This is a genomic window from Streptomyces sp. NPDC050674, assembly GCF_040654575.1.
Taxonomy (GTDB): Bacteria; Actinomycetota; Actinomycetes; order Streptomycetales; family Streptomycetaceae; genus Streptomyces.
The window spans coordinates 154,904-173,567 of the sequence record NZ_JBFAIG010000012.1; the positions used below are offsets into that span (position 1 = coordinate 154,904).

The window sequence follows — 18,664 nt, forward strand, 5'->3', positions numbered from 1 at the left end:
GCGTACGGGGTGGATCACAGAGACAAAAAGTCAGACTTATTGGCGACGACCTCTTGAATTCGTCTTACCTAATGGGTTTCAGTGGCGTCGACATCACGTGTCGACCTCGGACAGCGGACAAGTGAGGCAGCGATGAACACCCCCCATGTCGTCGTGGTCATGGGCGTAGCGGGCACCGGCAAGACCACCATCGGTCCCCTGCTCGCGGCCCGGCTCGGCGTTCCCTACGCCGAGGGCGACGACTTCCACCCGCCGGCCAACATCGCCAAGATGTCGGCCGGTACCCCGCTCACCGACGAGGACCGCCTGCCCTGGCTCGACGCCATCGGCGCGTGGGCGCACGGGCGGGCCGGGCTCGGCGGGGTGGTCAGCTGCTCGGCGCTGAAGCGGTCGTACCGCGACCGGCTGCGGTCCGCCGCGCCGGGCGTGGTCTTCGTGCACCTCACGGGGGACCGCGCGCTGATCGAGGACCGGATGTCGCACCGGCAGGGGCACTTCATGCCCACGGCGCTGCTCGACTCCCAGTTCGCCACGCTCCAGCCCCTGGCGGCGGACGAGGCAGGGGTCGAGGTGGACGTCGCGGGCGGTCCGGAGGAGATCACCGAGCGGGCGTCCGCCGCCCTCGACTCGCTCCCCGAGCCCATCCAGTAGCCCCTCCCGGGCCCCTCTCCCCGACTCCCCAACGCAAGGGATTTCCCCACCGTGACCAGACTCAGCGTCGAGATGCTGGCAGCGGACGCACCCGAGCCGATCACCTCGGCCGGCCACGCTCAGCTGGGCATCGCCGTCCTGGCGGGCATCGCCGTCATCGTCCTGCTCATCACCAAGTTCAAGCTGCACGCCTTCCTGTCGCTGACCATCGGGTCGCTGGCGCTCGGCGCGATCGCCGGGGCGCCGCTGGACAAGGTGCTCCTCAGCTTCAGCACCGGCCTCGGTTCCACCGTCGCCGGCGTCGGTGTGCTGATCGCCCTCGGGGCGATCCTCGGCAAGATGCTCGCCGACTCCGGCGGCGCCGACCAGATCGTCGACACCATCCTCGACAGGGCCGGCGGCCGGTCGATGCCGTGGGCGATGGTGCTGATCGCGTCCGTGATCGGGCTGCCGCTGTTCTTCGAGGTCGGCATCGTGCTGCTGATCCCGGTGGTGCTGATGGTCGCCAAGCGCGGCAACTACTCGCTGATGCGCATCGGCATCCCGGCGCTCGCGGGTCTGTCCGTGATGCACGGCCTCGTGCCGCCGCATCCCGGTCCGCTGGTCGCGATCGACGCGGTCAAGGCGGACCTCGGCATCACGCTGGCGCTCGGCGTGCTGGTCGCCATACCCACGGTGATCATCGCCGGGCCGGTGTTCTCGAAGTACGCGGCCCGGTGGGTGGACGTCCCCGCGCCCGAGAACATGATTCCCCAGCGCGCCTCCGACGAGCTGGACAAGCGGCCCGGCTTCGGCGCGACGCTGTTCACTGTGCTGCTGCCGGTGATCCTGATGCTCGCCAAGGCGCTGGTCGACATCGTCGTGGACGACCCCGAGAACATGGTGCAGCGGGTCTTCGACGTCGTCGGCGCCCCCATGATCGCCCTGCTCGCCTCGGTTCTCGTCGGCATCTTCACGCTGCTGCGGCCCGCCGGTTTCGCCAGGGAGCGGATCTCGCCGCTGGTCGAGAAGGGCCTGATGCCCATCGCGGGCATCCTGCTGATCGTCGGCGCGGGCGGCGGCTTCAAGCAGACGCTGATCGACTCCGGCGTCGGCCGGATGGTGCTGGAGATCTCCGAGGACTGGTCGATCCCGGCGCTGCTGCTGGCCTGGCTGATCGCGGTGGCGATCCGGCTGGCGACCGGTTCGGCGACGGTGGCGACGGTCTCGGCCGCCGGTCTGGTCGCCCCGCTCGCGGCCGACATGTCGACCACGCACACCGCCCTGCTGGTCCTCGCCATCGGCGCCGGCTCGCTCTTCCTGAGCCATGTCAACGACGCCGGGTTCTGGCTGGTCAAGGAGTACTTCGGTCTCAGCGTCGGGCAGAACCTGAAGACCTGGTCGGTCATGGAGTGCATCATCTCCGTGGTCGCGGGCGGCATCGTCCTGCTGCTGTCCCTCGTGATCTAGGAAGGCTGCGACGATGACGGCTCACCCCCTCTTCGACATCGGCGGCCGTACGGCCCTGGTCACCGGCTCCAGCCGGGGCATCGGTCTCGCCCTCGCGCGCGGTCTGGCCGAGGCCGGCTGCACGGTCGTGCTGAACGGGCGCGACGAGGACCGGCTCGCCGAGGCCGCCGCCGGGCTGCCCGGCGACCGGGTGCACACGGCCGCGTTCGACGTGACCGACGGATCATCGGTGGCCTCGGGGGTCGCCGAGGTCGAGGAGCGGGTGGGCCCGCTCGACATCCTCGTCAACAACGCGGGCATGCAACTGCGGGCCCCGCTGCTGGAGTTCGGCGAGTCCGACTGGCACCGCATCCTGGACACCAACCTGACCAGTGCCTTCCTGGTCGGCCGGGAGGCGGCGCGCCGGATGACGGAACGCGGCCACGGGAAGATCATCAACATCTGCTCGCTGCAGAGCGAGGTGGTACGGCCCGGGATCGCGCCCTACGCCGCCACCAAGGGCGCGCTGAAGATGCTCACCAAGGGCATGTGCGCGGACTGGGGGCCGTACGGGGTGCAGGTGAACGGACTGGGCCCGGGCTACATCGAGACCGAGCTGACCCGGCCGCTGGTGCAGGACGAGGAGTTCAGCGCCTGGGTGCGCCGGCGCACTCCGGCCGGGCGCTGGGGCCGTACGCAGGACCTGGTGGGCGGGGTGCTGTTCCTCGCCTCTCCGGCGGCGGACTTCGTCAGCGGACAGGTGCTGTACGTCGACGGCGGTATGACGAGCGTGCTGTGACCTGCCGGGAGGCGGCTGTGATGCCGGGGTGCGTGATCCACGGTCAGGGTGATCTGCGGGTGGCGGACTTGCCGGTGCCGGAGCCCGGGCCGGGGCAGGCGCTGGTCGCCGTCCGGTACGGCGGGGTGTGCGGGTCCGATCTGCACTACTGGCGGCACGGCGGGGTCGGTGACTTCCGGCTGCGGGAGCCGATGGTGCTCGGGCACGAGGTGGTCGGGACGGTCCTCTCCTACGGCGACGGCGGGTCAGGCCACCCTCCCGGCACGGCCGTCGCGGTGCACCCGGCGACTCCCTGCGGGGTGTGCCCCGAGTGCGCCGACCGGCGGCGGCAGGTGTGCCGGGACACGCGCTACCTCGGCAGCGCGGCCCGCTTCCCGCACGTCCAGGGCGGTTTCGCCGCCCGGATCGTCGTACCGGCCGAGCAGTTGCGGCCCCTGCCGCCCGGCCTGGGCCTGCGGCGGGCGGCACTCGCCGAACCCCTGTCGGTGGCGCTGCACGCGGTGCGGCGGGCCGGGGACGTCCGGGGCCGGCACCTTCTGGTCACCGGCGCCGGGCCCATCGGCTGTCTGGTGGTCGCGGCGGCCAAGGCCGCGGGTGCCGCCCGGGTGACCGTGACGGACCTGCTCCCGACGGCACTGGCGTACGCCTCGGCCGCGGGCGCCGACACCCTCGTACGGGCCGACGACCCCGCGGATCCCGGATGGCCCACGGAGGTCGACACGGCCGTCGAGGCCTCCGGCGTCGCCGCCGGCCTGGACACCTGCCTCCGCCTGGTGCGGCGCGGCGGCGTCGTCGTCCAGCTCGGCATGCTGCCGCCCGGGCCGAGCCCCTTCGCGGGGAACCTGGTGGTGAGCCGGGAGATCGAGCTGCGGGGGGCGTTTCGCTTCGACGGGGAGTTCGACGAGGCACTGACCCTGCTCACGGCCGAGTCCCTGTTCGACGAACTGATCAGCGCGGTGGTCCCCGTGGCGGAGGCCGAGTCGGCGTTCACGCTGGCCGCCGACCGGAGCCGGTCCTGCAAGGTGCTGTTGGATTTCGCCCCTTCGCCGTGACGGATCCGTAGGCGTGCGTCTGCGGGTGCGTCGTGGGTTGTCGCGTGGTTCCCCGCGCCCCTGATCGCTCTACCGGCGCCACAGAGGGTGCTCCCGCTCTGCCCACTGTCTGCTCACCCTGCCCGTGCGCATGCCCCTTCTGGACTCCGGGTCCGCCACGGCCATGCCGATGTGGCCGGCCAGGACGATGCCGATGGTGAGGGCCAGCCAGTCGTGGACGAAGGTCGCGCTGGTGCGCCAGAGCAGGGGGGTGAGGTGGGTGAACCACATCATCAGGCCCGTGGCGAGCATGACCAGGGTGGCACCGGCGATCCAGGACGCGTAGATCTTCTGGCCGGCGTTGAACTTGGCCGCGGGGCGGGACCCGTGGCGTCTGTCGCGGCGCAGGACGGCGCGCAGCCAGGTGCGGTCGTGCGGGCCGAAGCGGTTGAGGCGGCCGAGGTCGGCGCGGAAGGCCCGGGAGGCGAGGCCGGCCAGGACGGGCACGGGCAGGGCGAGGCCCGACCACTGGTGCAGGGTGACGACCAGGTCCCGACGGCCGACGAGTTCCGCGAGCTGCGGGATGTAGAGGCAGGCCGCCGTGGCGACGCAGAGGCCCATCAGCGCGGCGGTGGTGCGGTGGATCCAGCGCTGTATTGGGGTGAAGCGGGGCACCTCGGCCGTGGCCGGGGGTGTGTCAGCTCGTAGGGTCATCGTCCCGTCCGTTCGAGCGGCCCACCCAGGCGTCGACGTCGTAGCCGCGCTCTTCCCAGTAGCCCGGCCGGACCTCGTCGGTGACGGTGATGCCGGAGAGCCATTTGGCGGACTTGTAGAAGTACATGGGCGCCACGTAGAGGCGGACCGGGCCGCCGTGGGAGTGGCCGAGGTCCTCGTCCCGCATGCGCAGGGCGACCAGGACGTCCGCGCGGCGGGCCTGGTCGAGGGTGAGGCTCTCGGTGTACGTGCCGTCGAAGCAGGTGAAGCGGACCGCCTTGGCGGTGGGGCGGACGCGGGCGGCGTCCAGGAGGCGGGAGAGGCGTACGCCCTCGAAGGGGGTGCGCGGGACGCGCCAGCCGGTGACGCACTGGACGTCGCGGACCACGCGGGTCTGGGGCAGGGCCCTGAGGTCGCCGAGCGTGTAGGTCGCCGGTCGGTCGACAAGGCCGTCCACGGTGAGGCGGTAGGTGCGGGCGTTCTCGCGGGGGACGGACGAGGCGACCGAGTAGTAGCGGAAGCCGCCCCCGTTGGGGAGCAGGCCGGTCAGGCCGGTGGGGTCCTTGTCGGCCGCGCCACCGAGGAAGCCCTCCAGGCCGCGTTGCAGCGGGGGCGCGGCGACCACGCCCGCGGCGCCCAGGGCGAGGGTGCCGAGGAAGACGCGGCGGCCGACGGGGGTGCCCCGCTCTTCGGGGTGTTCGTCGTTCACACCTTGGTGTACGTCCTCGTTCACGTACTCATTCGAGCACCCGCGGCCCCGGTTCGACAGGGATCGCGGGTGCTCGTCAGATTTCCGTAACCACTTCTTACGGGGCCGCGCTCAGGAGGAGGCCGCCTTGTCCAGCTGGAACGCCTCGTTGCCGAGCCCGATCCGGGCGTGCTTCTCGGGAGCGCGGGCGCGCAGCACCAGCCCGAGGACGACGCCGGCGAGCGCGGCGAGGCCGATGATGCCGGGCAGCAGCCAGCTCAGCGAGGAGTCGGGGCCGGCGCCGACCAGCACCTCGAAGTCCTTGACCGTGTAGCCGGCGATGACCAGCAGGGCGATGCCCGCCAGCGCGGAGGTGACCAGCCGCCATGCCTGGGTTCCGGCGGCGCCGCGGCGGACGAAGAACACCACGACGGACAGGGAGGCCGCCGCCATCAGCACGATCACGCCGAGGGCGCCGATGTTGCCCAGCCAGGTGAACAGGTGCAGGACGGGCGCGGTCGGGTCGCCGACCGGCTTGTCGTCGGCGACGGCGAAGCCGGCGACGACCACGACGGCCACCACGCTCTGGAGCAGTGAGCCGGTGCCGGGGGCGCCGCTGCCGCCGCTGGTGCGGCCGAAGGCGGCGGGCAGGAGCCCCTCGCGGCCCATGGCGAAGGCGTAGCGGGCGACGACGTTGTGGAAGCTGAGCAGCGCGGCGAACATGCCGGTGACGAACAGGACGTGCAGGACGTCGGTGAAGGTGCCGCCGAGCCGGGACTCGGTGAGGAAGAACAGCAGTCCGGCGCTCTGCTCGCGGGAGGTGCCGACGATGGCGGAGGGGCCGGTGGCGACGGTGAGGGCCCAGGAGCTCAGGGCGAAGAAGACGGCGACCCCGCCGACGGCGAGGAACATCACGCGCGGCACCAGGACGTGCGGGCGGCTGGTCTCCTCGGCGTAGACGGGGGCCTGCTCGAAGCCGAGGAACGCGGCGATGCAGAAGCACAGCGCGGTGCCGACGCCCGCGCCGGTGAGGGTGTCGGGGTTGAAGGCGTGCAGCGACAGGCCCTGCGCGCCGGGGTCGGCGATGGCGGCCACGTCGAAGACGACGACGAGGAGCACCTCGATGACCAGGAGCACGCCGAGCACCCGGGCGTTGACGTCGATCTTGAGCCAGCCCAGCAGGCCGACGGCGAGGGCGGCCACGAGGGCCGGTATCCACCAGGCGATCTCCACCTCGGCGTAGGTGGCGAGGAGCCCGGAGACCTCGAAGCCGAAGATGCCGTAGATGCCGATCTGGAGCGCGTTGTAGGCGACCAGGGCCACCAGGGCGGCGCCCGCGCCCGCTGTGCCGCCGAGGCCCCGGGAGATGTAGGCGTAGAAGGCGCCGGCGTTGTGGACGTGCCGGCTCATCTCGGCGTAGCCGATGCTGAACAGGATGAGGACGACGCCGAGGAGGACGAAGAGCAGCGGCTGGCCGACGATGCCCATCACCGCGAATGTGGTGGGCATGACACCCGCGACGACCATGAGCGGGGCGGTCGCGGCGAGGACGGAGAGCAGCAGCCCGCCGGTCCCGAGCCGGTCGGCGCGCAGGGCACGCTCCTGCCCCTTGAACGTACTGATGCCGCCGGGGGCGGCTGTGCTCGTTCTCGAACTGTCCGTGGTCATCGGGGGAGCGTCCTCACTCTTCGGATCGGGTGGTCAGGCCGTGCCGAGCGCGCCGGCGCGGGCGGCGGCGAAGGCGGCGTGCGGGTCGCGGTCCGGATAGGACCAGGGGGCCGGGGTCGCGTGGCGCCCGATGCGGTGGAACAGGGCGGCGGCCTCGGCGCCCCGTCCCTCGCAGAACTTGGCGTGGGCGAGGAAGTTCAGGTCGATCAGCCGCCGCGGGTGCCCCTCCAGCTCCCACTCCAGCCACCAGTCGAAGGCCGCCTTCATGACCTGCCGGGCGCGGCGGCCCGTCCAGTGGCCGGAGGCGGCCGGGTCGGCGGGCTCGTACCCGGCGGCGGCCAGCGCGCGGTAGCGCTCGGCGTGCGCGATGACCGGCAGGATGGCGAGCGGGGAGTCGGCGGGTGCCTGTTCGGCGGCCCAGCCGGCGAAGTCGTAGACCTCGTGCAGCGGGTCCGGACCGGCCTCGATGCGGCGTGCGGCGAGCCGGGCGACCATCAGGTGGTGGGCGTGGTGGTGGTCGGCGAACCGGGCGCGGACCGCCTCGAAGCCGCGGACCACGTCCTGGTCGCCGCCCACCGCGCACTCCAGCATGAGCAGGCCGAGCCAGGGGGTGGGGTCGGCGGGGGCACGGGCGGCGGCGGCCTGGCAGGCCTCCCGGGCGCGGAGCGGCTTGGCCTTGCCGTGCAGGACGCGGCGGACCTCGGCGAGGGCGAGCAGCACGGCGGCGTCGGCGGACTCGGGTTCGGCGAGCAGCCACTCCCGGGCCCACGCGGCGCAGTAGGACTCACGCGCGAGGACGGTGACCCGGTGGCCGCGCCGGTCCCAGTCGTCACCGGTGTGCACCAGGAGTGAGCGGGCGACCTGCCATCGGCCCTGCGCCAGTGCGGCCCGGGCCGCCACGAGGTCGGCGTCGTCGAGGGCCTCGTCGAAGGTCTGCGACGCACGTCTGCGGCCACGGCCGAGGGGAGGCGGGGGTGGGGGCACCGCGGGACTTCCTCACGCGCTCTTCTGGTGTTTCGGCTCACGGCGGCTGAGGGAGCGCGGGTGTGCGCATTGCCATGAGCTGATCACGCACAGCCAACCCTCAGCCAATGGTTGCCGTCAAGGGTCGCCGGGGCGTTACACGCGTCAACTGCCGCCACTTGTGAGGGTTTTGTGATCTGAGTGGCGCGAGGGGCCAAGGGCCCCTCCATCCGATTTTTCCCTTTCGCCCTTTTGTGGCGTACGTCATAGCGCGGTGCGCCACCGGCCCCGACGATGGCAGGACGTATGGGCGCGCCGGGCGGAGCCGGCCGGTACAGTCGGCCCCTGCGCAACCGTGACCCGACCTGACGATCGAGGTACACCGCGTGTCGGTTCTAGTTCTGGCGCTCGCCCTGGGCGCCGCCTGCTGTCTGGGCTTCGGATTCGTCCTCCAGCAGAACGCGGCCCAGCGGGCCCCCCTCGGCGACTTCCTCTCCTTCCGGCTGCTGATCGACCTCGTGAAGGTGCCGCGCTGGCTCGGCGGCATCGCGCTGATGGTGGCCGGCATGGGGCTCGGTGCCGCCGCGCTCGGGCAGGGTGAGCTGTCCCTGGTGGAGCCGCTGCTCGCCACGAACCTGCTCTTCGCGCTCGCGCTCTCCCGCCGGCAGACCCGGCAGCCGCTGGGCCGCCAGGGCTGGGCGGGCCTCTTCCTGCTGGCGGGCGGGGTGACCGCGTTCATCGTGGCCGGCCGGCCGGAAGGCGGCGCCGCGACGGCCGATCCGGTACGGCAGTGGGTGATCATCGGAGTCATGACCGGGCTCGCCCTGCTGCTCACGACCCACGGCAAGCGGTCCCGGCTGAGCTCCGGCCCGGTGCTGCTGGCCCTGGCCGCGGGGCTGCTCTACGGCGTGCAGGACGCGCTGACCCGGATCAGCGGGCAGAAGGTGGCCGAGGACGGCCTCGCCGGACTGCTCACCGGCTGGGAGCCGTACGCGGTGCTCGCGCTGGGTGTGACGGGGCTGGTCCTCGTGCAGAGCGCGTTCGAGACCGCGTCCCTGCGCAAGTCGCTGCCGGCCCTGACCGCGGCCCAGCCGCTCGCCGGGATCGTCTGCGGCGTCGGCTTCCTGGGCGACCGGCTGCGCACGGACGCGGTGGCGCTGAGCTGGGAGGCCGGTGGCCTGCTCGCGGTGGTCGCCGGGATCGTGCTGCTCGGACTGCACCCGGCGATGCCGCAGGGAGCGCCGCGGCGGACACCGGTGGCCGCGCCCGCGGTCAGCCCGGCCTCGCCCTGACGGGCCGAGCGCTTCGCGGACGCACGCCCCTGCTTGGATGAGGGGCATGAGCTCTGCTGACGAGATCATCGACATCGTCGACGAGAACGACCGGGTCGTCGGCCGGTCCCCGCGCGGCGAGGCCTACGCCCGGGGGCTGCGCCACCGCTGTGTGTTCATCGAGGCCCGGGACACCGACGGCCGCGTCTTCGTGCACCGGCGCACCCCCACCAAGCTGGTCTTCCCCTCCCTGCACGACATGTTCGTCGGCGGGGTCGTCGGCGCGGGCGAGTCCTACGACACGGCGGCCCTGCGCGAGGCGGAGGAGGAACTGGGGGTGACCGGCCTGCCGCAGCCGCGGTACCTCTTCAAGTTCCTCTACGACGACGGCTGCGGAGGGACCTGGTGGGCGGCGGTCTACGAGGTCCGCTGCCAGCTCCCGGTACGGCCGCAGGCCGAGGAGGTGGCCTGGTACGACTTCGTGCCCGAGGAGGAGGTCGAGCGCCGCCTCGGCGACTGGGAGTGGGTACCGGACGGGCTGGCGGCGTACGAGCGGCTCAAGGCGTTCCGGTCGTCGGCCGGAGCGGCTGAAGCAGCCCAAGCGCCCGGAGCGGCTGAAGCGGGGACGCGCCGGGCCGACGGGTAGGGTCGCGCACGTGATCGAGTTCGTGCGGAACGTCCGGGTGTGGTTCGCGCCCGCCGAGGTCCGGGAGGACGGCGAGACGCCCGACTACCGGTTCTCGCTGGCGAACGAACGCACCTTCCTGGCCTGGCTGCGCACCGCGCTCGCGCTGATCGGCGGCGGCTTCGCCGTGGACCAGTTCCTGCCGGACCTGCGCTGGGGCTGGCGGGTCGGGCTGGCGCTCGCCCTGCTGGCCGCGGGTGTGCTGTGCTCCCTGCGGGCCGTCAACCACTGGGTGCGCTGCGAGCGGGCCATGCGCCGGGGCGAGGACCTGCCGGTGTCCCGGTTCCCGGCCCTGCTGAGCCTCGTCGTCGCGGTGGTGGCGGTCGCCATGGTCCTGGTGGTGCTCGTGGGGTGGGAGGGGTGAACACCCCGGCCGGCCCTCCGCCCGGCCCCGGCGATCCAGGGCCGCGGGACCCCGACCGTGATCCCGGCCTCCAGCCCGAACGGACCCGGCTCGCCTGGCGGCGTACGACGCTGTCGGGCACGGTCGTCGCCGTGCTGGCGGTCAAGACGGTGCTGCACGGCGGGGCGTCGGCGGCCGGGGTCCTCGCGTGCGCGCTGTGCTGTGTGCTCTGGCTGGGCTTCCTGCGCGTCGCCCACCTGCGCATCCGTACGCTCGCGGCCGCGCCGGGCCCGCCCGCGTTCGCGCCCCGGCACGCGGCGGCGGCGGTGCTGTGCACGGTGGCGATGGCGGTGTGCGGGGCCGCCCTGGTTCTCTAGTGCCGTGGCACTAGGACGCCCCGTTCGTCACCCGGCCTCGCCCTCGTCCTCCCAGTCCACCGTCACGACGATCTTGCCTCGGGTGCGGCCCTCCTGGCTCAGCCGGTGCGCGTCCGCCGCCCGCTCCAGGGGGAACGTCGCGTCGACGTGCACGCCGATCACGCCCTGCTCCGCCAGGTCCGCCAAGTGCTGGAGGTCCTGGGCGTCCGGGCGGACGAAGTAGTAGCGGCCGCCGTAGTTCACCACGTCGTTGTCGGCGATGGACACCAGGCGGCCCTCGGGGGCCAGCAGGTTCGCCGACACCTTCAGCGCGTCCCCGCCGACGGTGTCGAACACGGCGTCCACACCCTCCGGGGCCAGTCCGCGCACCCGCTCGCCCAGGCCCTCGCCGTACACCACCGGCTCGCCGCCCAGGCCCCGCACGAAGTCGTGGTTGGACTGGCTCGCCGTGCCGATCACCCGGGCGCCGAGATGGACGCCGAGCTGCACCGCGATCGAGCCGACGCCACCGGCGGCCGCGTGCACCAGGATGGTCTCGCCCCGCTTCACCTGGAGCACCTTGACCAGCACCTGGTGGGCGGTGAGCCCGACCAGCGGCAGCCCGGCCGCCTCCTCGAAGGAGAGGGTGCGGGGCTTGCGCGCGAGGGTGCGCAGGGGCGCCGCCACGTACTCGGCGAAGGTGCCGCGGGACAGGAAGTCCTCGCGCACGTACCCGATGACCTCGTCGCCGACGTCGAACTCCGAGACGGCCACCCCGGGGCGTACGACGACGCCCGAGACGTCCCAGCCGGGCACCACGGGGAAGACGGGGGCGAGGATGCCGTCGAGGTAGCCCTCGCGGGCCTTCCAGTCGACGGGGTTGACGGCCGCCGCCCGCACCTTGACCAGCACCGCGTCGGGGCCGACCTTCGGGTCGCGCACCTCCCCGAACGCCAGCACCTCGGGACCGCCGTACCGTGAGTAGCTGATGGCCTTCATGGCTTTGACCTTCCGGGCTCGTCGCGGGGCACGCAAGCCGGATGGCCTGAACGAACCGGCCGAAACCTCCCCGGCGCCCCGCGCGAGGTGCCGTCGGCCTATCGTGGCCCCGATCACGTTTCGGTCCCGCTCTGGACGACATACCGACCGGTCGGCATCATGAGTCGGGAACTGTTCACCTGCCCGTAGGAGCGACGCATGAGCCCCGACCATCCTCCCGGACTGGATCTCGACCGGCTGCGCGGCCTGCTCGACCGCGAGCGGCCCGGCCTGGTCAACGGCCCGCTGTCGGGCCGGCTGATCGAGGGCGGACGGTCGAACCTCACCTACGCGGTCTCCGACGGCACCTCCCGGTGGGTCGTGCGCCGGCCCCCGCTCGGCCATGTCCTGGCCACCGCGCACGACATGAAGCGCGAGCACCGGGTGATCAGCGCCCTGCATCCCACCGCCGTGCCCGTCCCGGAGCCGGTGCTGCTGTGCGAGGACGAGGAGGTGCTCGGCTCGCCGTTCTACGTCATGGAGTTCGTCGAGGGCACCCCCTACCGCACCGCCGACCAGCTGGCCCCGCTCGGGCCGGAGCGGACCCGGGGCGCGGTGCTGAACCTCGTCGACACGCTGGTGGAACTGCACGCGGTCGACCCGGGCGAGGTGTCCCTGGCCGACTTCGGCAGACCGGAGGGCTTCCTCGACCGGCAGTTGCGGCGCTGGGGCAAGCAGCTGGACGCCTCCCGCAACCGCGACCTGGACGGCATCGACGAGCTGCACGCCGCCCTCGGAGGCGAACTGCCCCACTCCCCCGCCCCGGCCGTCGTGCACGGCGACTACCGGCTCGACAACGTGCTGATCGGCGAGGACGACCGGATCAAGGCGATCCTCGACTGGGAGATGTCGACGCTCGGCGACCCGCTCACCGACCTCGGCCTGCTGGTCATGTACAGCATGCCGCTGGGCATGGCCGACTCCCCCGTCTCCACGACCGCCGAGGCCCCCGGGCATCCGGCGCCGTCGGAACTGATCGAGCGGTACGCCGCGCGCTCGGGACGCGACGTCTCCGCGGTCTCCTGGTACACGGCGTTCGCCTGGTTCAAGCTCGCCGTGATCCTCGAGGGCATCCACTACCGCTACACGCTGGGCCAGACGGTCGGCAACGGCTTCGACCGCATCGGCGACCTCGTCCCCGTCTTCGTCCGGCACGGACTGACCACGCTCCACGAAGGCCTCCAGGAGGGCTGATCCACATGGACTTCGCTTTCGACGCGCGCACCGAAGAGCTGCGCGCCAAGCTCCTCGCCTTCATGGACGAGTACGTCTACCCGGCCGAGGCCGTCGCGCACGAGCAGCGCGAGCGGCTGGACTCGCCGTGGGAGACCGTGCCCGTGGTCGAGGAGCTCAAGGCCGAGGCCCGCAGGCAGGGCCTGTGGAACCTCTTCCTGCCGGACTCCGAGTACGGGGCGGGGCTGACCAACCTCCAGTACGCGCCGCTGGCGGAGATCATGGGCCGCTCCCCGCAGCTGGCGCCGACGGTGACGAACTGCGCGGCGCCCGACACCGGGAACATGGAGGTGCTCACCCAGTTCGGCGACGAACGGCAGCGCAAGCAGTGGCTGGAGCCGCTGCTGGCCGGTGAGATCCGCTCGGCGTTCGCGATGACCGAGCCGGACGTGGCCTCCTCCGACGCCACCAACATCACCACGCACATCGAGCGGGACGGCGACGAGTACGTCATCACCGGCCGCAAGTGGTACATCTCCGGGGCGATGCACCCGGACTGCGCGATCTTCATCGTGATGGGCAAGACCGACCCGGACGGGGAGGACATCCGCCGTCAGCAGTCGATGGTGCTGGTGCCGCGTGACACCCCCGGCGTCACCATCAAGCGGGCCATGCAGGTGTTCGGGTACGAGGACCACTACCACGGCGGTCACGCCGAGGTGATCTTCGACCACGCGCGCGTGCCGGTGTCGAACCTGGTCGGCGAGGAGGGCGGCGGCTTCGCCATCGCGCAGGCGCGGCTCGGGCCCGGGCGCATCCATCACTGCATGCGGCTGATCGGCATGGCCGAGCGGGCGATCGAGCTGATGTGCCGGCGGGCCGTGTCCCGGACCGCGTTCGGCAAGGCGCTGGCGCAGCAGGGCGTGGTGCACAACTGGATCGCGGACGCGCGGGTGACGGTGGAGCAGCTGCGGCTGCTGGTGCTCAAGACCGCCTGGCTGATGGACACGGTCGGGAACCGGGGGGCGCACACCGAGATCCAGTCCATCAAGATCGCCACGCCCCGGGCGGTGGTGGACATCCTCGACCGGGCGATCCAGCTGCACGGCGCGGGCGGGGTGAGCCAGGACTTCCCGCTGGCGGAGCTGTACGCCGGGGCGCGGACGCTGATGATCGCGGACGGGCCGGACGAGGTGCACCAGAGGTCGCTGGCGCGGCGGGAGTTGAAGCGGTACCTGTGACACCTACGGGCGGCAGGGCGGCGGGAGTCTCCCGGCGCCCCTGCCGCCCGGGTGTGGGCTGGATCTGAAACTTCGCACTGTCCCGTGACCGTCGTTCGGGGTAGGACGCCGGACGGGCCCGTGCCCTGACGACTCCGCTGCGGTTACGGGCGCAGGGCGCGCAGCAGCAGATCGGCGAGGTGGTCCGCCACCTGCTGGGGCGTGAGGGGGCCGTCGGGGCGGTACCAGGTCGACAGGTGGTGGACCGAGCCGAAGTGGTAGTCGACCACGAGGTCGGCCGGGGTCGCCTTGGAGAAGACGCCCGACTCCTGCCCCTCCTCCACGAGCGCGCGGAAGCGTTCGTGGTAGCGGCGGCGCTCGGAGCGGACCTGCTTGTTCTTCTCGGGGCTGAGGTGGTGCATGGAGCGCCAGAAGATCATCGCGTCGTCGAGGTTGTCGATGGTCGTCACCACGACGTCGGCGGCCGCGGCCCGCAGCCGCTTCTCGACCGGCTCGTCGGCGCCCGCCACCGCGTCCAGCCGCTCCTGCTGGATGCGCAGCACGCGCGCGTACACCTCGTGCAGCAGGTCGTCCTTGGAACCGAAGTAGTGGTACAGCGCCCCCTTGGTGACGCCGGCCGCCTCGACGATCTCCTGCACCGAGGTGCGGTCGTACCCCTGCTCGGCGAAGAGCCGGGTGGCGGCGGCCAGGAGCCGCTGGGGCACGGGCGTGCCGTCCGAGTCCGTGGTCCTGGGCACTGCCGCCACCTGCCTTTCCGTTCTGCTGTCAGTTGCCTTGCGTACGGGAACGCAGTTCCCGCCGGAGGATCTTCCCACTGGCCGTCTTCGGCAACTCCGGAAGGATCTCCACCTGGCGCGGATATTTGTAGGCGGCCAGTCTCTCCTTGCAGTAGGCGGCGAGTGCATCCGGGTCCGTGTCGGCGTCCGGACGCAGGCTGATGTACGCCTTGACAGTCTCTCCGCGGTACCCGTCGGGCACCCCGACCACGGCGGCCTCGCGCACTGCCGGGTGCGTGTAGAGGACGTCCTCGACCTCGCGCGGCCACACCTTGAAGCCGGACGCGTTGATCATGTCCTTCTTGCGGTCGACGACGTACAGCCAGCCCCGCTCGTCCATGAAGCCGATGTCGCCGGTGCGCAGTTCGGCGCCGGGGAAGGTCTGGGCGGTGGCGTCGGGGCGGCGCCAGTAGCCGGGCACGACCTGCGGACCGCTGACGACGATCTCGCCCTGCTCGCCGAAGGGCACCTCCTCACCGGCGTCGTCGACGATCCGTACGACCGTGTCGGGGCCGGGCAGTCCCACGGCGAGGGTCCCGGAGACCGGGTCGACCGGGGCCTCCAGGCCGGGCGGCACGGACGCGCAGGGCGCGGTGCACTCGGTCAGCCCGTAGCCGTTGCGGATGTAGGGGCCGAAACCGGCCCGGAACTTCTCCACCAGCGCGGGCGGCAGCGGGGCGCCGCCGGAGGAGATCACCCGGAAGGAGGAGAAGTGGTCGCGGGTGACGGCGGGGTGGGCGGCGAGCGCCATGAAGGCCGTGGACGGGCCGACCGTGTAGTGCGGGCGGTGCTCGGCGAACGCGTCCAGCACCACGCCCGACTCGAAGCGGTAGGCCAGCACGAGCGTGCCGCCGCTGTTCAGGCAGGCGCCGAACTGGCAGACCATGCCGGTGATGTGGAACAGCGGCGCGAGCGCGAAGTACACCGGCCGCTCGGGCAGCCCGAGCCCGGTCCGCTGCCGCTCGGCGTTGTACATGATGTTGCCGTGCGTGTTGGTGGCGCCCTTGGGCGTGCCGCTCGTGCCGGAGGTGTAGCTGATCAGCGCGATGTCGGAGGGTCCGGGATCACGGTCCTCGGGCGCCTGGTGGCCGGCCCGGGCCACGGTCACCAGGTCGTCGGCGTCCGGGGCCTGCGGCAGCCGCTCGAAGGTCAGCACCCGCGTGTCGCCCCGGGTCTGGAAGTCCAGCTCGCACCCGGTGAGCACGATCCGCACCGGCGAGTCGGCGGCCGTCTCGCGCAGGTACGACTCCCAGGCCCGGTCGGAGCAGATGAGGGCGGTGACCTCGCCGTCCCGCAGGACGTGGGACACCTCGCCCGACTTGTACATCGGGTTGACGGGCACGACGACCGCGCCGGCCTTCCAGGCGCCGAGCACGGCGAGCACGAAGTGCGGGGAGTTCTGGAGCAGCACCGCGACCCGGTCGCCGCGCCGCAGACCGCGCGCCGCGAGGTGCCCGGCGACGGAGTCGCTGAGCTCGTCGGCCTCCCGGTAGGTCAGACGGCCGTCGAAGTAGGCCAGGAAGTCGCTGTCGGGCGTCTTGGCCACGACCCCGCGCAGGGCGTGCACGAGGGAGTCGGCCGGGCCGATCGCGCCCTTCTGGGCGTCGCTGAGCAGGTCGAGCCAGGGCTTGGCCGCGTAACGGGACTCGGTCACCGGGTCGCCTCCCACTGCTGCTGGATGCGGTTCATGCCGGACAGCCACCGGTCGGGGTCACCGGCCCGGGCCTGGTGGTAGGCGGCGACCTCGGGGTGCGGCAGGATCAGGAACCGGTCCGCTTCGATGCCCTCCATGAGCGCGTCCGCCACGGCCTGCGGCTCGATCGCGGTCGGCTGGAGCACCAGGTCGCCGGCGCTGCCGGTGGCGGCCAGCATGTCGGTGCGCACGCCCTGCGGGCAGATGGCGTGAACCTTCACTCCCCTGTGCCGGTACGTCAGCGACAGCCACTCGGCGAAGGCGAGCGCACCGTGCTTGGTGACGGCGTAGGGAGCGGCTCCGATCATGGTGAGCAGCCCGGCGGCGGACACGGTGGAGACGAAGCGTCCGCTGCCGCGCTCCAGCCAGGCGGGCAGCAGCGCGTGGGCCGCCCGTACGTGCGCCATCACGTTCACGTCCCAGGACAGGGTCCAGGCCTTCTCGTTCAGCGGCTGCCCGGGCTCGATGCCGTCGGCGGCGACGCCGGCGTTGGCACAGTAGACGTCGACGGTCCCGCCGAGCGCGTCACGGGCCTCGGGGACGATCGCCGAGGCGTCCCCGGGCACGGCGATGCCGCCTACTTCGTCCGCGACCTGCTTGGCCCGCTCGGCGTCCAGGTCGTTGACGACGACCCGGGCCCCTTCCGCGGCGAATCGCCGGGCGAGCGCGGCTCCGATTCCGCCGCCGGCCCCCGTGACAACGACTCCGGCCTCTTGAAAGGCTCCCACCATCGGTCTCCTCAGTCGCGGATCGGCAATGGCGTCAGACTAACCGGTCGGTATGTTTCAAGGAAGGGGGTGGCGCAGCACCTAAGGGGCGCGAGGAACCGCGCGACCAGCCACACGAAAGCGGCACGGAACGGATCACGGAGGTCACCCCATGCGCCTTTCCAGACGAATGCTGCTCACGGCCACCACCGGGGCAGCCGCATCGCTCGCCCCCGGCACGGCCGAGGCCCGGCGTCACCGGCGGACCGGCTTCGAGAACCTCGCCGCGTCCGGTTACGAACCCCTTCGCGGACAGCGCGTCGGCATCGTCACCAACCCCACCGGCATCACCCGCGACGCCCGCCACATCGTGGACGTGATGCACGCGGACAGCCGGGTGGAGCTGAGGGCCGTCTTCGGCCCGGAGCACGGCTTCCGCGGCACCGCCCAGGCCGGCGGTTCCGAGGGCCGCCACGACGACCCGGCGACCGGCCTGCCCGTCTACGACACCTACCTCAAGAGCGGCCGCCCGCTCGCCGACGTCTTCACCGCGTCCGGCGTCGACACGGTCGTCTTCGACATCCAGGACGTCGGCGCCCGCTTCTACACCTACATCTGGACGCTGTACGACTGCATGGAGGCCGCCCAGCTCGCCGGCAAGCGGTTCGTGGTGCTGGACCGGCCGAACCCGGTGACCGGCCGCGCGGCCCTCGGCCCGGTCCTGCACAAGGAGTTCGCGACGTTCGTCGGACGGCAGCCCATCGCCCAGGCCCACGGGATGACCGTCGCGGAGCTGGCACGGCTGTTCAACGAGGAGTTCCTCACCGAGCCCGTACCGCTGGAGACGGTGGCGATGTCGGGCTGGAAGCGGTCGGACTTCTACGACGCCTGCGGGCTGCCCTGGGTGCCGCCCAGCCCGAACATGCCGACGCCGGAGACGGCCCTGGTGTACTCCGGGACGTGTCTGTTCGAGGGCACCAACCTGTCGGAGGGGCGCGGCACGACCCGCCCGTTCGAGCTGCTGGGCGCGGAGGGCGTCGACCGGCGCTGGGCGGCCGCCGCGAACGAACTCGCCCTGCCCGGTGTACGGTTCAGGGAGGCGTACTTCGCCCCCGTCTTCTCGAAGTTCCAGGGGAAGACGATCGGCGGTGTGCAGGTGCATGTGCACGACCGGGCCGTGTTCGATCCCGTACGGACGGGGATCGCCCTGCTCGTCACCGCCAAGCGGGTCTGGAGCGGCTTCGCCTGGCGCCCGGACCACTGGATCGACAAGCTCACCGGCTCCACGCGGGTGCGCACGATGATCGACGCGGGCGCGGACACCGACGAGGTGGTGGCCGGGTGGCAGGAGGATCTGGCGGCCTTCCGCGGGATGCGGCGGAGGTACCTCCTCTACCGCTGAGCCCGCACGGGGCGGCACCGGGGCTGGGGCCTGTCAT

The 18,664-nt window shown here is 72.3% G+C and carries 19 protein-coding genes; 11 read left to right on the forward strand and 8 right to left on the reverse strand.

What is annotated here, in order from left to right:
• Window positions 1-132 precede the first annotated feature (132 nt).
• From AB0I06_RS21210 to AB0I06_RS21225, 4 genes are read left to right on the forward strand one after another with little or no spacing between them, the layout of a single operon-like run.
• Window positions 133-651 (forward strand): gluconokinase, encoded by a 519-nt coding sequence (locus AB0I06_RS21210; protein ID WP_363120359.1) that lies wholly within the window; start codon window positions 133-135, stop codon window positions 649-651.
• Between the two features lie 51 nt (window positions 652-702).
• Window positions 703-2,100, forward strand: coding sequence for a gluconate:H+ symporter (locus AB0I06_RS21215; RefSeq protein WP_363120360.1), 1,398 nt, complete (start codon window positions 703-705; stop codon window positions 2,098-2,100).
• Between the two features lie 13 nt (window positions 2,101-2,113).
• Window positions 2,114-2,878, forward strand: coding sequence for an SDR family oxidoreductase (locus AB0I06_RS21220; protein WP_363120361.1), 765 nt, complete (start codon window positions 2,114-2,116; stop codon window positions 2,876-2,878).
• A 20-nt stretch (window positions 2,879-2,898) separates the two neighbouring features.
• Window positions 2,899-3,930, forward strand: a complete 1,032-nt coding sequence (locus AB0I06_RS21225) for an L-idonate 5-dehydrogenase (RefSeq protein ID WP_363120362.1) — start codon at window positions 2,899-2,901, stop codon at window positions 3,928-3,930.
• Between the two features lie 69 nt (window positions 3,931-3,999).
• Here the strand turns inward: AB0I06_RS21225 and AB0I06_RS21230 are convergent, their stop codons facing one another.
• From AB0I06_RS21230 to AB0I06_RS21245, 4 genes are all read right to left on the reverse strand, one after another.
• Window positions 4,000-4,623 carry a cytochrome b/b6 domain-containing protein gene (locus tag AB0I06_RS21230; RefSeq protein WP_363120363.1) on the reverse strand — a complete coding sequence of 208 codons (624 nt, stop codon included), beginning with the start codon at window positions 4,621-4,623 and terminating at the stop codon, window positions 4,000-4,002.
• Window positions 4,607-5,332, reverse strand: coding sequence for a molybdopterin-dependent oxidoreductase (locus tag AB0I06_RS21235; protein WP_363120457.1), 726 nt, complete (start codon window positions 5,330-5,332; stop codon window positions 4,607-4,609). Before AB0I06_RS21235 ends, AB0I06_RS21230 begins: the two co-directional genes overlap by 17 nt.
• A gap of 111 nt (window positions 5,333-5,443) precedes the next feature.
• Window positions 5,444-6,979 (reverse strand): APC family permease, encoded by a 1,536-nt coding sequence (locus tag AB0I06_RS21240; protein ID WP_363120364.1) that lies wholly within the window; start codon window positions 6,977-6,979, stop codon window positions 5,444-5,446.
• A 33-nt stretch (window positions 6,980-7,012) separates the two neighbouring features.
• Window positions 7,013-7,963: a hypothetical protein gene (locus AB0I06_RS21245; RefSeq protein WP_363120365.1), complete on the reverse strand. Its 951-nt coding sequence runs from the start codon at window positions 7,961-7,963 to the stop codon at window positions 7,013-7,015.
• Window positions 7,964-8,328: 365 nt separating this feature from the next.
• Between AB0I06_RS21245 and AB0I06_RS21250 the strand changes: the two genes are divergently transcribed.
• From AB0I06_RS21250 to AB0I06_RS21265, 4 genes are read left to right on the forward strand one after another with little or no spacing between them, the layout of a single operon-like run.
• Window positions 8,329-9,234: a DMT family transporter gene (locus AB0I06_RS21250; RefSeq protein WP_363120366.1), complete on the forward strand. Its 906-nt coding sequence runs from the start codon at window positions 8,329-8,331 to the stop codon at window positions 9,232-9,234.
• A 46-nt stretch (window positions 9,235-9,280) separates the two neighbouring features.
• Complete coding sequence (locus AB0I06_RS21255; RefSeq protein WP_363120367.1) at window positions 9,281-9,859, forward strand: NUDIX domain-containing protein; 579 nt, start codon at window positions 9,281-9,283, stop codon at window positions 9,857-9,859.
• Between the two features lie 10 nt (window positions 9,860-9,869).
• Window positions 9,870-10,262 (forward strand): DUF202 domain-containing protein, encoded by a 393-nt coding sequence (locus AB0I06_RS21260; RefSeq protein WP_363120368.1) that lies wholly within the window; start codon window positions 9,870-9,872, stop codon window positions 10,260-10,262.
• Window positions 10,259-10,618: a DUF202 domain-containing protein gene (locus AB0I06_RS21265; RefSeq protein WP_363120369.1), complete on the forward strand. Its 360-nt coding sequence runs from the start codon at window positions 10,259-10,261 to the stop codon at window positions 10,616-10,618. The genes AB0I06_RS21260 and AB0I06_RS21265 overlap by 4 nt, the downstream gene beginning before the upstream one ends.
• A 27-nt stretch (window positions 10,619-10,645) precedes the next feature.
• Here the strand turns inward: AB0I06_RS21265 and AB0I06_RS21270 are convergent, their stop codons facing one another.
• Window positions 10,646-11,596, reverse strand: coding sequence for an NADP-dependent oxidoreductase (locus AB0I06_RS21270; RefSeq protein ID WP_363120370.1), 951 nt, complete (start codon window positions 11,594-11,596; stop codon window positions 10,646-10,648).
• Between the two features lie 198 nt (window positions 11,597-11,794).
• Here AB0I06_RS21270 and AB0I06_RS21275 point away from each other — a divergent pair, with 198 nt between their 5' ends.
• Window positions 11,795-12,829: a phosphotransferase family protein gene (locus tag AB0I06_RS21275; protein ID WP_363120371.1), complete on the forward strand. Its 1,035-nt coding sequence runs from the start codon at window positions 11,795-11,797 to the stop codon at window positions 12,827-12,829.
• Window positions 12,830-12,834: 5 nt separating this feature from the next.
• Complete coding sequence (locus AB0I06_RS21280; protein ID WP_363120372.1) at window positions 12,835-14,049, forward strand: acyl-CoA dehydrogenase; 1,215 nt, start codon at window positions 12,835-12,837, stop codon at window positions 14,047-14,049.
• 143 nt (window positions 14,050-14,192) lie between these two features.
• On the opposite strand, the gene AB0I06_RS21285 is transcribed toward AB0I06_RS21280, so the two are convergent.
• The 3 genes from AB0I06_RS21285 to AB0I06_RS21295 are packed head-to-tail and all read right to left on the reverse strand — an operon-like array spanning window position 14,193 to window position 17,249.
• Window positions 14,193-14,786: a TetR/AcrR family transcriptional regulator gene (locus AB0I06_RS21285; RefSeq protein WP_363120373.1), complete on the reverse strand. Its 594-nt coding sequence runs from the start codon at window positions 14,784-14,786 to the stop codon at window positions 14,193-14,195.
• A gap of 28 nt (window positions 14,787-14,814) precedes the next feature.
• The gene (locus AB0I06_RS21290; protein ID WP_363120374.1) at window positions 14,815-16,479 is read right to left on the reverse strand and encodes an AMP-binding protein; all 1,665 of its coding nucleotides are present in this window, start codon (window positions 16,477-16,479) and stop codon (window positions 14,815-14,817) included.
• Entirely contained in the window at window positions 16,476-17,249 is a 774-nt protein-coding gene (locus AB0I06_RS21295; RefSeq protein WP_363120375.1) for an SDR family oxidoreductase, read from the reverse strand. The genes AB0I06_RS21290 and AB0I06_RS21295 overlap by 4 nt, the downstream gene beginning before the upstream one ends.
• A gap of 148 nt (window positions 17,250-17,397) precedes the next feature.
• On the opposite strand from AB0I06_RS21295, the gene AB0I06_RS21300 reads away from it, so the two are divergent.
• Complete coding sequence (locus AB0I06_RS21300) at window positions 17,398-18,627, forward strand: DUF1343 domain-containing protein (protein WP_363120376.1); 1,230 nt, start codon at window positions 17,398-17,400, stop codon at window positions 18,625-18,627.
• Window positions 18,628-18,664 lie beyond the last annotated feature (37 nt).